Consider the following 14,973-nt stretch of genomic DNA (forward strand, 5'->3'; position numbering starts at 1 on the left):
CCGCCCGGTCATGCCACTTCGGGACTCTGTCGCCGTCCGGAAGGATCACGAAGATGCAGACCACCACGACCACAGACACCACCGCCACGACCCACCTGCCGCAGGTCACCGAACCGCGCAATCCCGGCATGAAGCTGGATCTGGATTGGGTCGCGCGCGTGCAGGCCAACACCTCGGCCATCGAAAGGCGCTGCGCGACGCTGCCCGGACGCCGGTCGATCAAGAAGGACCATCAGGCCGCGTGGCTCCTCAAGGCGGTCAGCTGTATCGACCTGACCACGCTGTCCGGCGACGACACGGAACGGCGTGTGCACCGGCTCTGCGCCAAGGCGCGCCAGCCTGTCAGGGCCGAGATGCTGGAGGCCCTTGGGATGCCCGGTCTGACCACCGGGGCAGTTTGCGTTTATCACGAGATGATTACGGCGGCTGTGACCGCCCTGAAAGGATCGGGAATACCGGTTGCCGCCGTCTCCACAGGTTTTCCAGCGGGCCTGTCCCCCTTCCACCTGCGCATTCAGGAAATCCGCGAAAGCGTTGCAGCCAGGGCGGAAGAGATCGACATCGTCATCTCGCGCCGCCACGTGCTGGAAGGCAATTGGCAGGCTCTCTATGACGAAATGGCGGAGATGCGGGAGGCCTGCGGTGACGCCCATGTCAAAGCGATCCTCGCCACCGGAGAATTGGGCAGCCTGCGCAACGTGGCCCGCGCATCGCTGGTCTGCATGATGGCTGGGGCCGATTTCATCAAGACCTCGACAGGCAAGGAAAGCGTGAACGCCACGTTGCCTGTCACTCTGGTGATGATCCGGGCCATTCGTGACTATTACGAACACACCGGCTACCGTGTGGGGTACAAACCGGCGGGCGGGATTTCCAAGGCCAAGGACGCCCTCGTTTACCTGTCGCTGATCAAGGAAGAGTTGGGCGACCGCTGGCTGCAACCGGACCTGTTCCGGTTTGGCGCATCCTCGCTGCTGGGCGACATCGAACGCCAGTTGGAACACCACCTGACCGGTTCCTATTCCGCTGGTTACCGCCACGCGATCGGGTAGCCCGAATTTTCAGAATGCCGGATCGTTGTCTATCAGAACAACAGCAACCGGATCGAGACGAAGGACGACATGATGACCGTCAAAGAGATTTTCGAGAGCATGGATTACGGCACCGCACCGGAAGCAGCCGGAGATGCCCTCGCCTGGATCGTTGATCAAGGCGCACGGTTCGGCCATTTCATCAACGGCCAGTTCACCGATCCTTCGGACGGCTTTGAAAGCAAGAACCCTGCCACGGGCGAGGTACTCGCTACCCTGTCACAAGCCACGCAAACCGATGTAGACGCAGCCGTCAAAGCGGCCCGCGCGGCCCAGCCCAAGTGGGTCAAGTCGGGCGGCCATGCGCGTGCCCGCATCCTCTATGCCATTGCGCGGCTCTTGCAAAAACACAGCCGTCTCTTTGCTGTCCTCGAAACACTGGATAACGGCAAACCCATCCGGGAAAGCCGCGACATCGATATCCCATTGGCCCAGCGCCATTTCTACTACCACGCAGGCATGGCGCAATTGATGGAAGCGGAACTGCCCGACCGCGATGCACTGGGCGTCTGCGGCCAGATCATCCCATGGAACTTCCCTCTGTTGATGTTGGCATGGAAAATCGCGCCTGCCCTCGCCATGGGGAACACGGTTGTTCTGAAACCCGCTGAATACACATCGCTGACTGCTCTGCTGTTTGCAGACATTTGCCGCCAGGCCGGTGTCCCGAAGGGCGTGGTCAACATCGTCACCGGCGACGGCGCGGTGGGCGAGATGATCGTGAATGCTGACGTGGACAAGGTCGCCTTCACAGGCTCCACCGCCGTGGGCCGCCGCATCCGCGAAGCGACGGCTGGCACGGGCAAGGAACTGACGCTCGAACTGGGGGGCAAATCCCCCTACATCGTCTTTGACGATGCCGATCTGGACTCAGCCGTCGAAGGGTTGGTCGACGCCATCTGGTTCAACCAAGGACAGGTCTGCTGCGCTGGCTCACGCCTGCTGGTGCACGAACCCGTGGCCGAGGCGTTCTATGCCAAGCTGCGGGCCCGGATGGACAAGCTGCGCATTGGCGATCCACTCGACAAATCCATCGACGTGGGCGCGGTCGTTGACCCGGTTCAACTGGATACGATCAGCAAGATGGTCAGCAGCAACACTGCTGGACAGGTCTATCAGCCGTCATCGTCCCTACCCGCAACTGGCTGCTACTACCCACCGACCCTGATCACCGGCCTGAACACCGCTGACCCGCTGATGCAGGAAGAAATCTTCGGCCCCGTCCTCGTCTCAACCACCTTTCGCACCCCGGCTGAGGCTGTCGAGCTGGCCAACAACACCCGCTATGGGCTGGCCGCAACGCTTTGGACCGAAAACGTCAACCTCGCGCTCGACGTGGCGCCAAAACTGGCGGCTGGAGTTGTCTGGGTGAATGCCACGAACCTCTTTGACGCGGCCGCAGGCTTTGGCGGTGTGCGCGAAAGTGGTTTTGGACGTGAAGGCGGCTGGGAGGGGCTACAAGCCTATACCAAGCCCAAGGGATCACCCAAGGCGCTGAAGTCGATTACGGCCTTCACGGGCGAGGACACCCCAAGCGACCCGCTGGACCGGACCGCCAAACTGTACATCGGGGGCAAACAGGCCCGTCCTGACGGCGGGTACTCCCGCAATGTCTACGGCAAGAACGGCGCGTTGCTCGGCCAGTCCAGCCTTGCCAACCGCAAGGACGTACGCAACGCAGTCGAAGCGGCGTCAGCCGCCAAAGGATGGGCCAAGACCACCGGCCACCTGCGCGCGCAAATCCTGTACTACATCGCCGAAAATCTCGCTGCACGAGGAGACGAATTCGCAAACCGCCTGAACGCCCTGCAAGGCCACCGCTCGGGCGACAAGGAGGTCGAGGCAAGCATTCGACGCCTGTTCACCTACGCGGCCTGGGCAGACAAATATGACGGCGCAGCCAAGGGTGTGCCGATCCGCGGCGTCGCCCTCGCGATGAATGAACCGGCGGGCATCATCGGAACCCTGTGCCCAGACGAAGCACCGCTTCTGGGCCTCGTCTCTCTAATGGCCCCCGCCATTGCCATGGGCAACCGTGTGGTGCTGGCCGCGTCACAGCCCTTCCCGCTGGCAGCAACCGATTTCTATCAGGTGCTCGAAACGTCGGACGTCCCTGCGGGAGTGGTGAACATCCTGACCGGCAAGCATGAGGAGCTTGCACCGCATATGGCGAAACATCTGAATGTCGATGCCGTCTGGTCCTTCTCGGGCAGTGACCTGTCCGCGACCATCGAACGGGAAGCCGCTGGCAACCTGAAACGCACGTGGGTGAACCACGGCAAGGCCCGCGACTGGATGGGATCTGACGGTGAAGGCAAGGCGTTCCTGCTGGCCGCCACAGAGGTCAAAACCATCTGGGTGCCCTACGGCGAATAAGACTTCTTCTGACTGGAAGTACGATCAGGGGAGTTCGAGGGAGCAGACAGCCCCCTCGTCAGCAGGAATAGGTCGCGCGTGCGCAGCACTCAATTGGCGACGGTTGTTTCCAGACCTTCCGGCTGACCCACCACGACGAAATGCAGGCTATCGGGGTCGAGCAACTCGCCCGCCACACGCTTCACATCCTCCAAAGTCACCGCCTCGACCTTGTCGTTGCGGGTCGCGATATAGTCGATGGGAAGGCCAAGCATCTGCATGCCAACCATGATTCGCGCAATAGGTCCATTGCCGTCAAATCGCAAAGGATAGGCGCCTGTCACATAGAGTTTGGCGGCCTCCAACTCGTCCTCAGTGACACCTTCGGCAGCGGCGCGGGCCCACTCGTCACGTATGACTGACACAGCTTCGGCGATCCGATCATTCGCGGATGCGACTTGTCCCTGGTACGTCGCAGCGTGATCCTGCGGCACGAGGAAGGAATAGACGCCATAGGTCAGTCCGCGCTTCTCACGCACCTCGGTCATCAGGCGGCTCTCGAAGCCACCAGCTCCAATCACTTGGTTCAAAACGCGCGCGGCAAAGAAATCAGGATCGTCCTGTTCGATTCCAGCCTGCCCAAAGAGGGCAACAGATTGCGGCGTGTCGAAGGGCACCACGGTTGTTCCACCCTCGATCAGGATATCTGCGGGGCCAGGTTGCGGCGCGCCCTCGTCTGGCAGTGCGCCGAGCAATTCGTCCAGGAGCGGACCCAGTTCTTCGGGCGTGATGTCTCCAACAGCGCCGACGTAGAGCCTGTCCTTAGCAAAAACGGCGCGGTGCGCATCGATCATGTCCTCGCGCGTCAGCGCAGTCACGCTGTCAGTTGTACCGCGATAGTTGGAGCCATAGGGATGGTCGCCATAGGCCATCTTGTTGAAGGCGGCGCGGGCAATCTCGTTCGGATCCTGGGCATCGGATCGCAGGCCCGTCAGGACCTGTTCCCGGACGCGATCCAGCGCCTCTTGCTCGAATGTGGGTTCAATGATCGATTTACGTAGCAGTTCGACCGCCTCGTCACGGTTTTCCGTCAGAAAGCGGGCCGAGACCGCCAGACTGTCATCACTCACGTCATAATCAAAGGACGCGGCCAGAGCTTCCAACTCGCGCGCAAAGGCCCGGGCATCCAGATCAGCGGCACCCTCTTCCAGAAGGCCGGTCATCAGGTTAACGGCCCCGCGTTTGTCCGGCGCATCCAACGATGCGCCGCCACGGAACCGCACCTCAAGCGCCATGAACGGGATCGACGGCTCTTGCACCAACCACGCGGTGATGCCGCCAGGACTGACAACTTCGGTGATATCCACCTCGGCCCGGGCAGGCAGAGTGGCAAACAGGGCAATGGTCAGGGCTGCGAAAATGCGGATCACTGTGTCACCTCCTCGGAGAGCGGACGGGTCAGCCAACCGGTCACGGATGCATTGCGGTTCAGAACCATGCGGGCGGCTTCCATGATATCTTCCTCTGTCACGGCTTGAAGGATGTCAGGCCACGCCTGCACATCTTCGACGGTCAGCCCAACGGACAGGGCCGCCCCGTATCTGCGGGCGATGCCGTCGACATTGTCACGCTCGTAGATCTGGCTGGCGCGCAACTGGTACTTGATACGTTCCAGCAGCGCGCTGTCCACGCCATCGTCAAGGAACTGGGCAAGCGTTTCGTCCATGGCGGCCTCCGCCTCCTCGAGGGAAAGGCCCGGCACAGGCACGATCACCACGTCAAAGGTCGTGTCGTCGAGGGAGGTCCCGCGATAGAATGCACCAGAGAACACAGCCTTTTGCTGCTCGAATTGCAGCTTTTCGGTCATGTAGCTTGTCTGCCCACCTCCTAGCACCTCGGCCAGCAGTGTAAGCGCAGCTGCCGCTTCCTGATCTCCGGGATCGCGTTCGGGCGCGAGATACGAACGGCTCACATATTCCTGCCCCACGCGCGCATCGCGGTAGATCAAGCGTCGCTCCGCCGTCTGCGGGGGTTCTTGTGATCGCACACGTTCCGGCAGATCGGGATTTGCCGGGATCACACCGTAGTACTTGTCCGCCAGTTCACGCACCTCTTCCGGTGTTACATCGCCAGACACCACAAGGATCGCGTTGTTGGGGTAGTAGTACGTGTCGTAGAAGCCCAGCGCGTCGTCCATATCCAATGCTTCCATCTCGTGCCGCCAGCCAATGATCGGCACGCCGTAGCGATGATTGAGATATTGCGCGGCATTGATCTGTTCCGAGTACAGAGCGCGTGGATTGCTGTCAGTCCGCTGGTTACGCTCTTCCAGGATCACATCGCGTTCGGTCGCGACATTCTGGGGCGTGAAGTTGATGTTGCGCATGCGATCAGCTTCCATCCGCATCATCAATTCCAGACGATCCGCCGCCACGCGTTGGAAATACGCGGTGTAGTCATAGCTTGTGAACGCATTGTCAGTCCCGCCATTGGCCGCAACTGTGGCCGACAGTTCGCCATCGGCAAGCGTGTCGGTCGCCTTGAACAGCAGGTGTTCAAGGAAGTGCGCGACACCAGATGACCCGACGGGTTCGTCTGCAGAGCCCGCCTTGTACCAGACCATATGCTGCAACACCGGTGCCCGGTGGTCTTCCACCACCACCACCTGCATCCCGTTATCAAGGGTAAAGGTTGTAACCGCTTCCTGTGCTGCGTGCACGGCAAAGGACGAAACAGTCAGGGCAAGGCCGGCAAGTGCGGCGCGCAATCGGAGCATGTCGGGAACAACCTCGGCAGTTTACATTGATCAACACATACGGCCACACCGCCGCGGATCAAGCGTTACTGGCAGGTTTGTGAGCGAAGGGACGCTTAGCGACGCCGCCGACGCGTTGCCAGTGCCGGTGCCGTTGGGGTGGGAACGCCCGCATTCTGGAACGTGCGTGCCGTTTTGGCTGCGTCAAGGGCCTCGCGACGGTAAGCTTGGTTGTAGACATCCTCACGCACGATACGGATCTGCGTCAAACGGGATTGACGCTTGCGAAACTCTGCATCAGCGGCAGCGAGTGTCGCGCGAATGTTGGCATCCCGGCCGAAACGACTGGCATGGTTGACCAAAGCGCCATCTGCCCCGGGAATCGGAGCATTTGGAGAGGACCGTTGCCCCCCCAGTGCCGCCGCGCTGTCTTCCAGTGGGCGCTGATCTGTCCGATTGAACCCGCCGGGTGTAGGTTGCGGCAAGGCCGAGAAGCTTTCTGGCTGTTCCAGCGGCTTTGACGGTACGACAATGAATTCATCCGGACCGTCACCACGCGATGTTACCTGGCGCAGGCCCTTGTTCTCGCAAGCAGCGAGGAAGGTCACGGCTATCATGGCACATGCGATCAGTCGCATCGAAAGTCTCCCTTTGTCAGCGAGCTTTATCGCAGCTTCGCCCACCTTGTCACGCGCCCTTTTTCCGTGCTGCGCCTTCGCTGCCGAAGAAGACAAGGCCGATGGCACCCGCAAAAATAAAGATGTCGGCGACATTGAACACAAATGGATTGTTGATACCGCAGCACGACATGTTCAGGAAATCCAGAACAAAGCCATAAAGCAACCTGTCCAGCACATTGGCGAGTGCCCCGCCGATCAGCAAACCTGCACTCGCGTAGGCCAGTCGCCCTTGCGGATGTTTCCAAACCCACCACAAAACGCCTACGCAAATCATGATCGCGACGGCGATCAGAGCCCACACGCTGGTGCCGTCTCCAAACAGACCAAAGTTGATCCCCCGGTTTTCGCCGTACCGGAAGTTCAGCAGCGGCGGCAGCACATCAATGGGCTTGAATTGCGACACGCCCAACACGTGGATTACCCAGTATTTCGACGCTTGGTCGAGCAGAAAGGCGATCGCCGCAGAGATCCAGAGCAGTTTCATTCAGCCCTCAATGCCGGAAATGCCGCATGCCCGTAAAGACCATCGCCAGCCCGGCCTCGTCCGCGACGGCAATCACCTCATCGTCACGCATTGATCCACCGGGCTGGATCAGGGCGGTAGCGCCGGCCTCTGCCGCTGTGATCAAACCATCGGCGAAGGGAAAGAATGCATCCGACGCGACAACCGATCCTTGGGTCAGCGGTGCAGACAGGCCCATCACCTCGGCCATGTCCTGCGCCTTGCGTGCTGCGATCCGCGTGCTGTCTACCCGGCTCATCTGGCCTGCTCCGACACCCACGGTTGCACCATCCTTGACGTAAATGATCGCGTTGGATTTCAAGTGCTTGGCCACGATCCAGGCAAAGAGCAGATCACTCAGCTCCTGATCGGAGGGCTGGCGCTTGGTCACAACTTTTAGGTCGCCGCGGCTGATACGGCCCACATCCTTATCCTGCACCAGAAAGCCACCCGACACTTGCTTGACGGCAAGCGCCGCGGAAGAGGCATCAGCCAGCCCGTTTGTCGTCAGCAAGCGCAGGTTTTTCTTGGCGGCGAACACCTCGCGCGCTTCGGTGCTTGCACCTGGCGCGATTACCACTTCGGTGAAGATACCGGTGATCTCCTTGGCGGTTTCCGCGTCCAGTTCATGGTTCAGCGCGATAATCCCACCAAAGGCTGACGTGCGGTCGCAATCAAAGGCGCGGCTATAGGCCTCTTTCAACGTCTCACCAGTCGCAACCCCACAAGGGTTGGCATGCTTGATGATCGCGCAGGCGGGGCCTTGGCCCGCAAACTCGCTGACCAGCTCAAACGCAGCATCCGTGTCATTGATGTTGTTATAGGACAGTTCTTTGCCCTGATGCTGGGTGGCTGTCGCAACACCTGGGCGGGCGGAGCCATCGGTATAGAACGCTGCCGCTTGATGCGGGTTCTCGCCATAGCGCAGGGTCTGGGCCAACTGCCCGCCAAAAGTGCGACGGCGCGGGATCTCATCTACTTGAGCCGCCATCCACGTACTGACCGCCGTGTCATAGGCCGCCGTCCGGGCATAGGCGGTCTGTGCCAACCGCTGGCGCAGGGTATAGGTTGTCTGACCGTCATGCGCTGCCAATTCGGTCAGCACGACATCGTAGTCCTCGACATCCACAACGATGTTCACAAAGCCATGGTTCTTGGCCGCCGAGCGGATCATAGCCGGGCCACCAATGTCGATATTCTCGATCACCTCGGCGTATTCCGCGCCCTTGGCGACGGTTTCTTCAAACGGGTACAGGTTCACGACAACCAGATCGATGGCACCGATCCCGTGTTCGGTCATCGAGGCGACATGATCATCATTGTCGCGCAAGGCCAGCAGACCGCCATGCACAACCGGGTGCAGCGTTTTGACGCGACCGTCCATCATCTCGGGAAAGCCAGTGACCTCGCTCACATCCTTGACCGCAAGCCCGGCCTCGCGCAGCGTGCGGGCAGTCCCGCCTGTGCTTAACAGCTCAACCCCATGACCGGCCAGTGCGGTAGCAAAGTCGACCAGTCCGGTCTTGTCGGACACGGAGATCAAAGCACGGCGGACGAGGGTCAGGTCGATCATGTTGGCAGCATTCCTTTAGTCATATACCTCGCCGGGTTCATCCCGGCTTAGGTCGCGGATGCCCATGGCAGTTTCCTGCGCTTTGGACAAGGACCAGCGCACACGGGTGGCAAATGTCATCGCACGCCCCGACAGCACGATCTGCTGCGTGGCACGAGGCTTGAGCCGCCCCTTCTCAAGATACACGCTCGGCTCCAGCGACAGGTCACGGGTGCCGTCGTGGCGGAACACCCATAGCTCTCCGCTCTTCAGCGCCATGGACACCGCAGACCCACCCATATCCAGTTCGGCATGCACTTCCGGATGCAGGTGAAAGCGGATATCGAACGGGACACCCGCCAGTTTCTTGGTGTCCATCACCTTGTCAAATAACCGTTTTTCGCCATCTTCCATGGCCAGCAACATGTCTTCGCCGGCGATGCCCCGCCCATCAAATGTCAATTCAAGCTGACGTGCGTGAGTCAGACCATGGGTCCGGACATAGCCGTCATGTCCACCCTGAAAGCGCAATCCATCAGGGGCCTGATTGATTTCGATAGGAACATGGATCGGCGCATCGATCAGCGTCTCACGAGCCGTAGCCCGTTCCGCATCGCCCAGACGCGCGCTGGAATACCCGTCCAACGACAACGCCGAATGCGACGGTGTGGCGCGGCCTGCTCGGCGCCAATCGGCACCGAAACTCGCACCGGATCCGCAATTCACGATCATCGGACGTCGGCCAGACGTCACTTCAAAGGCGAGGGTGGAGGCATGTGCATTGTGCCCGGCCTCGGGCTTGGGAGGGGCCGAGGCATCAATGATCACACTTGTCCGCCCCGAGCTCAGCCGCGCATATCCCATGGACAATCCATCCGGCTGCCGCGTCTTGACGCCGGATGCCGCCAGCGCGTGATCCAGCCACCCTTCCTGTCCACGCCCGCCACCGTGGAAGCGGGCCAAGCCACCATCGGAATGGCGCAAGGTGCGCAAAGTCGGGGCGATCCGTTCGATGGCGGCGGTGCACGTGTCTGGCACGGGTTTCGCGGCTTCCTCCAACGCGGCTACGGCCCATGTCAGCAGGGTAAAAACCTCAAGCAGTTCTTCGGGATTGCGGGTCGGCAAACCGCCTTGTTCGTCAATCTGGTCGTTGCATTCCTTTGCCAGGGCCGCGACAGCGGGCGGGGTCAGATCCTCCATCCCCTCCAGTGCCAGACCTGCATAGATTAGCCCGGTCAGCGCTTCGAAGCGCGGCAGGCCGGGCGCCGCAGCTTGCCAACGCTTCGCCAGAAAGCGGGTCTGCTGCGCGAGGCTAAGATAAAACGCATCGGTGGCCGGCACTTCGTGACCGCGCAGCAAAAACAGGGCGTGGTTGATCCAGCGGATCAGGCGGCGGCCCGTCAGGTCAGGGGTCCAGCCCGGTCCACGCCCACGGCCAAACCGTTCGATCCACCCCCACAACCACCTCTGACCCAATTCGCGGGTCGATGCATCCCCCACAGCAGCGAGGTCATCCAACCAGGCAAAGCCATGAATTTCGTCAAGATAGGCGCGGTCCGGGGCGTTGATCTCCCAGATCATCATGCCTTTCGCTTCGATCAATGCGCCCGCGAACAGGTAGTTCCCCGCCACAAGCTGCCGCCCCTTGGCAAAGCTGCCGATGGTGCGCGGCTCCGGGGACGACACGAAAGCCGTCACCGCCTTGGCCTGGGTTGCACGGCGTGCGTGCCAACGGTTCAGGAACCGTGTTTTTCGTGCGGTCAGCCCGCTCAGGGTGGACATGCTCTCTGCCTCTACGCGTCTACGGCGTTTTGAGCAGCACTTTAGCGGGTGTCTACGCGCAAGTCACGCGATGTCAGTCGGTCTTGCGCAAGCATGCGACATAGAAGCCATCCATGCCGCCCTGATCCGCCCAATGGTCAGGGCGCAGGCGCAATCCGCCTTCTTCCGTGATCCATGCCGGGTCGATGCCCGGACGGTCCAAGGCGTCCCGATCGACGGTCAGAGATGGATGTCGGCCCAGGGCCTCTTCCACCTGAACCTCGCCTTCATCGGGAAGCAGCGAGCATGTGCAGAAGACCATACGTCCCCCAGGCTTGAGCAGGGTGACAGCGTGATCCAGCATACGCGCCTGCAGATCGATCAACGCGCCAAATTCTGACCCATCTTTGGCAAAGGGCAGATCAGGGTGGCGACGGATCGTACCTGTGGCCGAACAAGGCGCGTCGAGCAAAATGGCATCGTATTGCCCCGTCACCTCAAACGCATCCGCCACCTGCGTCTTGGCCGTCAGCTTGGTGCGCACAAGGTTTTGCTTCACCCGCTCCATCCGCCCTTCGGAAATATCGACCGCAGTAGCATCAGCACCCGTCGCGGCCAGCTGCAACGTCTTGCCACCGGGGGCCGCGCACAGGTCCAGCACCGCCTCGCCCTTCTGCGCATCCAGAACGCGGGCCGGGATAGCAGCGGCAGCATCCTGCACCCACCATTGACCTTCCGTGAACCCCGGCAGGGCGGAGACCTGGCCCGCATCCATCAGCCGCACTGATCCGGTGGGCAGCACCTTGCCACCAACGGCCTTGGCCACATCCGCTGCGTTGCCGTTCACACTCAAGTCTAGCGGCGCGCCTTCGAACTGCACGCTTTCCATGGCCAACACAGCCTCACCACCCCAAGCCTCGACCAGCGGGCCGCGCAGCCATTTGGGCAGGCGCGGGGTGCGCAGGGCGGGCCATTGCTCTGGCCCCTTGTCCGCCACCTTGCGCAGGACTGCATTCACGAGACCCTTGAGATGCCCATAGCGCTTGTGGCGCGAAACGACATTCACCATCGAGTTGACGACCCCATGCGCGGCCTCGCCCGCGCACAGCTCAATTGTCCCGACGCGCAGTGCATTGCGAACGGTCAGCGGTGGGTATTTCTGAAGATGTTTTTGCAGGAGTCGGTCGGCGCGTTCCATCCCACGTAAGGTTTCGGTGGCAAGCCTTTGCGCCCGGGCACGGTCCGCTGGGTCGAGGCGATCCAATGCGCCCGCCCCGATGAGCTCCGGCAACAGCTTGCCCTCGCCAATGATCTGATCCAGCAGGTAAATCGCGCTGCGGCGCGCGGGCAGGCCACCATCTTTTGCCGGTTTGTCGCTCATCTCTGTTCCCGATCCTTGCTGTCGCACCCGCTTGCGGCGCCGAAGGTTGGGCGTATATCAAGGGCATGATCCAAGAGGAACCCACGATGTCAGACGACCCAAATCGCCCCGACGCACCGCCGGGTATCCCATCGACGCCAGACCCCATACCGGCCCCCGCACCGACCGAAGCGCCGCAACCGGACCCGCCCGCACCTACGCCGGAAACGCCAGTGGAAGTGCCCCCGCAAACAGATACCGATTTGCCCCCCGCCGCCCAGCGCGCGCTGGCCGAGGCAGAGAAGCGGCGCAAGGCTGCCAAGAACATGGATCTGCCAACCGAGTTGGGAGGCCGAGACGGGCCGGAGCCCGTCCGCTATGGGGATTGGGAGAAAAAAGGGATTGCGGTCGACTTCTGATCGCGCTCAGCGCAGCCGGAACATCGCGCTGTCACCGGCACCCCGGTCAGACGTGAACTTGATACGTCCGTCAGCCGTCGCCTGTACTTCCTGACAATTGTAGCCCAAGGCATCGCCACCCCAGAACAGGTCTCGACAGAAGTATCCGTCTTTCCACGACCACGTGCCCTCGACATCCCAGCGCGCACCGCGCCCTTCGATTTTACCATCCGGTTTCACGTTCAACTTCACAAACGGACGCGTCAGCGTCTTGCCATTCACCAGTTGCACGAATCTCTGCTGATCATCGACCTTCACAAGGTCAGCCAGAGCAGGCCCGGTAGCAAGCGCGGCAGCCGCCGCAAGCATCATCATACGCATATCACAAGCACCTTCACGCGATGGCGTCCTTTGCCAACGTTTACGCATGATCAGGTGAATTGGTTCACTCAGGCGGTGAAAATACGGCTGCCCGGGGGCGTTTATCCGCGCATTCCAAGTACATCGAGCATATCGTACTGCCCCGGCGCCTTGTCTTGGGCCCACAAGGCCGCACGCAAAGCGCCCTTGGCGAACAGGGCCCGGTCGGTGGCCATATGCTTGAGCACAATCCGTTCGCCTGCTCCGGCGAACAACACCTCATGTTCACCCACGATATCGCCGCCGCGGATAACGGAAAAACCAATATCGCCCCGCTTGCGCGCGCCGGTGATCCCGTCACGGGCCGCATCGCGCACCTGCGCCAGATCAACACCACGACCCTCGGCAGCGGCCTCTCCCAGCATCAGTGCCGTGCCAGAGGGCGCATCGACCTTGTGATGGTGATGTCCTTCGATCACTTCGATATCGAAATCTTCATCCAGCGCTGCAGCGACCTGCTTGGTCAACTGCACCAACAGGTTCACACCAAGGCTCATGTTGCCCGCCCGGACAATCGGCGAATGCCGCGCCGCAGGTTCCAGTTGGGCGATCTGCTCATCGCTCATGCCGGTGGTGCCAATGATGTGCGCCGCGCGGGCCTGTGCCGCGATCTTGGACAAGGCAATCGTCGCCTCCGGTGCGGTAAAGTCGATCACGGCCTGCGCTTTGGCCATCGGTTCCAGCGGATCGTCATACACCATGACGCCCAAAGGCTGACCGCCCATTACCTCTCCCACATCGCGCCCGACCCAGTCGTGGCTGGGGCGCTCGAGCGCGCCAACAAGGTGCATCCGGTCATCCTTCAGCACAGATTCAATCAGCATCTGGCCCATACGGCCAGACGCACCCGCAATCACGACACCTGGCAAATCTGACATGTCCCTCACCCCTTCTTGGCGGTTTCCCGCTTCACTAGCTTGCCCTGCCGCGCTTGGCAAAGGTCAGCGCCTGTCTTAGATGGGGAAGATGGCAAAGAACAAGTTTCATGACGGTCCCGGCCCTTCGCAACGGCAACTGCGCGTGGGTGAACTGATCCGCCGCACTCTGTCCGAGGTGCTGGCGCGCGGTGACGTGCATGACCCCGACCTCAATCGCATGTCCATTACGGTGGGCGAAGTGCGCACCTCTCCGGATCTCAAGATCGCGACAGCCTATGTGCTGCCTTTGGGAGGTCAGGGGCAAGAGGACGTCCTGAAGCTGCTGGCGCGCAACAAGGGCGAGCTGCGGCGCGCGGTGTCCAAGAAACTGGCCCTGAAATTTGCACCTGACCTGCGGTTCCAACTGGACGAGACGTTTGACCGGATGGACGACACGCGGCGCATGCTGAACCAGGATGCGGTGCGGCGGGATACCGAAGCATGATGCTAAGGGCAGCCGCACTTGTGCTGCTGTCATGGGCGCTGCCCGCATGGGCCGTGACCTGCGAAGACATCCGGTATCAGGACAACAGCTACACCATCTGCACGGTCGATGCGGCCAAAGAAGAGCTGCGGTTGTTCCTGTATAATGACGGAGGCGCGCCATACGGCCACTTCAACGCAGTGGACCGCGCCCTGCAATCAGATGGCGAAACACTCAGCTTCGGCATGAACGCGGGCATGTATCACGAGGATCGCGCGCCGGTGGGGCACTATGTCGAGAATGGGAAAGAGGTCATGCGTGTGATCGCCAACCCCGGCCCCGGCAATTTCGGATTGCTGCCCAACGGCATCCTGTGCCTGCGACCCGGGCGGGCTGACGTGTTCGAAACACTGGACTATGTGGATCAGTCGCCCGACTGCACCTTTGCCACGCAATCCGGGCCGATGCTGGTGATCGATGGCAACTTGCATCCGCGCTTTCTGCCTGACAGCACTTCGCGCTTTATCCGCAACGGGGTGGGCACCACGGCGGACGGGTCCAAGGCGATCTTTGCCATCTCGAACAACTCCGTCACTTTTTACGAATTCGGCAGCCTGTACCGGGATCACCTGAAACTGCCCAACGCGCTCTTCTTTGATGGCAACATCTCGCGCCTCTACGCACCCGACCTGAACCGGGACGATTTCGGCTTTGCCGTCGGCCCCATCATCGGCACGGTCGAGACCGGCAATTGACAA

The 14,973-nt window shown here is 61.2% G+C and carries 14 protein-coding genes; 5 read left to right on the forward strand and 9 right to left on the reverse strand.

The features are described from left to right. Positions 1–53: 53 nt before the first annotated feature. Positions 54–1,052, forward strand: a complete 999-nt coding sequence (gene deoC, locus Q1A51_RS15235; protein WP_299600310.1) for a deoxyribose-phosphate aldolase — start codon at positions 54–56, stop codon at positions 1,050–1,052. Positions 1,053–1,124: 72 nt separating this feature from the next. Continuing rightward, complete coding sequence (locus Q1A51_RS15240) at positions 1,125–3,467, forward strand: aldehyde dehydrogenase family protein (protein ID WP_299601123.1); 2,343 nt, start codon at positions 1,125–1,127, stop codon at positions 3,465–3,467. 89 nt (positions 3,468–3,556) lie between these two features. On the opposite strand, the gene Q1A51_RS15245 is transcribed toward Q1A51_RS15240, so the two are convergent. The 7 genes from Q1A51_RS15245 to Q1A51_RS15275 all read right to left on the reverse strand — a co-directional run bounded on the left by Q1A51_RS15245 (position 3,557) and on the right by Q1A51_RS15275 (position 12,077). After that, the gene (locus Q1A51_RS15245) at positions 3,557–4,873 is read right to left on the reverse strand and encodes a pitrilysin family protein (RefSeq protein ID WP_299601126.1); all 1,317 of its coding nucleotides are present in this window, start codon (positions 4,871–4,873) and stop codon (positions 3,557–3,559) included. Next, positions 4,873–6,222 carry a pitrilysin family protein gene (locus Q1A51_RS15250; protein ID WP_299600313.1) on the reverse strand — a complete coding sequence of 450 codons (1,350 nt, stop codon included), beginning with the start codon at positions 6,220–6,222 and terminating at the stop codon, positions 4,873–4,875. The genes Q1A51_RS15245 and Q1A51_RS15250 overlap by 1 nt, the downstream gene beginning before the upstream one ends. Positions 6,223–6,317: 95 nt before the next feature. Beyond that, complete coding sequence (locus Q1A51_RS15255) at positions 6,318–6,839, reverse strand: DUF3035 domain-containing protein (protein WP_299202647.1); 522 nt, start codon at positions 6,837–6,839, stop codon at positions 6,318–6,320. A gap of 49 nt (positions 6,840–6,888) precedes the next feature. After that, the gene (gene lspA / locus Q1A51_RS15260) at positions 6,889–7,365 is read right to left on the reverse strand and encodes a signal peptidase II (RefSeq protein WP_299600317.1); all 477 of its coding nucleotides are present in this window, start codon (positions 7,363–7,365) and stop codon (positions 6,889–6,891) included. Positions 7,366–7,372: 7 nt separating this feature from the next. Further along, positions 7,373–8,956 carry a bifunctional phosphoribosylaminoimidazolecarboxamide formyltransferase/IMP cyclohydrolase gene (gene purH, locus Q1A51_RS15265; protein WP_299600320.1) on the reverse strand — a complete coding sequence of 528 codons (1,584 nt, stop codon included), beginning with the start codon at positions 8,954–8,956 and terminating at the stop codon, positions 7,373–7,375. A gap of 15 nt (positions 8,957–8,971) precedes the next feature. After that, a complete protein-coding gene (locus Q1A51_RS15270) occupies positions 8,972–10,717 on the reverse strand; it encodes a heparinase II/III family protein (RefSeq protein ID WP_299600322.1) in 1,746 nt (581 codons plus the stop codon). Positions 10,718–10,790: 73 nt separating this feature from the next. Continuing rightward, positions 10,791–12,077, reverse strand: coding sequence for an RsmB/NOP family class I SAM-dependent RNA methyltransferase (locus tag Q1A51_RS15275; protein ID WP_299600324.1), 1,287 nt, complete (start codon positions 12,075–12,077; stop codon positions 10,791–10,793). Positions 12,078–12,163: 86 nt separating this feature from the next. Here Q1A51_RS15275 and Q1A51_RS24350 point away from each other — a divergent pair, with 86 nt between their 5' ends. Continuing rightward, on the forward strand, positions 12,164–12,475 hold the full coding sequence (locus Q1A51_RS24350) for a DUF1674 domain-containing protein (RefSeq protein ID WP_366141816.1): 312 nt from the start codon (positions 12,164–12,166) through the stop codon (positions 12,473–12,475). Positions 12,476–12,481: 6 nt separating this feature from the next. Here Q1A51_RS24350 and Q1A51_RS15285 read toward each other — a convergent pair whose 3' ends face one another. Together Q1A51_RS15285 and dapB are read right to left on the reverse strand one after the other, a co-directional pair. Continuing rightward, positions 12,482–12,835, reverse strand: coding sequence for a dihydrodipicolinate reductase (locus Q1A51_RS15285; RefSeq protein WP_299600326.1), 354 nt, complete (start codon positions 12,833–12,835; stop codon positions 12,482–12,484). 101 nt (positions 12,836–12,936) lie between these two features. Further along, the gene (gene dapB / locus Q1A51_RS15290; RefSeq protein WP_299600328.1) at positions 12,937–13,752 is read right to left on the reverse strand and encodes a 4-hydroxy-tetrahydrodipicolinate reductase; all 816 of its coding nucleotides are present in this window, start codon (positions 13,750–13,752) and stop codon (positions 12,937–12,939) included. 88 nt (positions 13,753–13,840) lie between these two features. Here dapB and rbfA point away from each other — a divergent pair, with 88 nt between their 5' ends. Next, positions 13,841–14,236 (forward strand): 30S ribosome-binding factor RbfA, encoded by a 396-nt coding sequence (rbfA, locus tag Q1A51_RS15295; protein ID WP_299202668.1) that lies wholly within the window; start codon positions 13,841–13,843, stop codon positions 14,234–14,236. Further along, positions 14,233–14,970, forward strand: coding sequence for a phosphodiester glycosidase family protein (locus Q1A51_RS15300; RefSeq protein ID WP_299600330.1), 738 nt, complete (start codon positions 14,233–14,235; stop codon positions 14,968–14,970). The genes rbfA and Q1A51_RS15300 overlap by 4 nt, the downstream gene beginning before the upstream one ends. Positions 14,971–14,973 lie beyond the last annotated feature (3 nt).

The sequence above is a fragment of the uncultured Tateyamaria sp. genome (assembly GCF_947496075.1).
GTDB lineage: Bacteria > Pseudomonadota > Alphaproteobacteria > Rhodobacterales > Rhodobacteraceae > Tateyamaria.

Bases quoted from the DNA above. Each gene is read 5' to 3' on its own strand.
- Q1A51_RS24350 (WP_366141816.1), top strand. From the start codon at position 12,164: ATGTCAGACGACCCAAATCGCCCCGACGCACCGCCGGGTATCCCATCG.
- Q1A51_RS15300 (WP_299600330.1), top strand. From the start codon at position 14,233: ATGATGCTAAGGGCAGCCGCACTTGTGCTGCTGTCATGGGCGCTGCCC.
- dapB (WP_299600328.1), bottom strand. From the start codon at position 13,752: ATGTCAGATTTGCCAGGTGTCGTGATTGCGGGTGCGTCTGGCCGTATG.
- Q1A51_RS15270 (WP_299600322.1), bottom strand. From the start codon at position 10,717: ATGTCCACCCTGAGCGGGCTGACCGCACGAAAAACACGGTTCCTGAAC.
- rbfA (WP_299202668.1), top strand. From the start codon at position 13,841: ATGGCAAAGAACAAGTTTCATGACGGTCCCGGCCCTTCGCAACGGCAA.
- lspA (WP_299600317.1), bottom strand. From the start codon at position 7,365: ATGAAACTGCTCTGGATCTCTGCGGCGATCGCCTTTCTGCTCGACCAA.
- purH (WP_299600320.1), bottom strand. From the start codon at position 8,956: ATGATCGACCTGACCCTCGTCCGCCGTGCTTTGATCTCCGTGTCCGAC.
- Q1A51_RS15240 (WP_299601123.1), top strand. From the start codon at position 1,125: ATGACCGTCAAAGAGATTTTCGAGAGCATGGATTACGGCACCGCACCG.
- deoC (WP_299600310.1), top strand. From the start codon at position 54: ATGCAGACCACCACGACCACAGACACCACCGCCACGACCCACCTGCCG.
- Q1A51_RS15250 (WP_299600313.1), bottom strand. From the start codon at position 6,222: ATGCTCCGATTGCGCGCCGCACTTGCCGGCCTTGCCCTGACTGTTTCG.
- Q1A51_RS15275 (WP_299600324.1), bottom strand. From the start codon at position 12,077: ATGAGCGACAAACCGGCAAAAGATGGTGGCCTGCCCGCGCGCCGCAGC.
- Q1A51_RS15285 (WP_299600326.1), bottom strand. From the start codon at position 12,835: ATGCGTATGATGATGCTTGCGGCGGCTGCCGCGCTTGCTACCGGGCCT.
- Q1A51_RS15255 (WP_299202647.1), bottom strand. From the start codon at position 6,839: ATGCGACTGATCGCATGTGCCATGATAGCCGTGACCTTCCTCGCTGCT.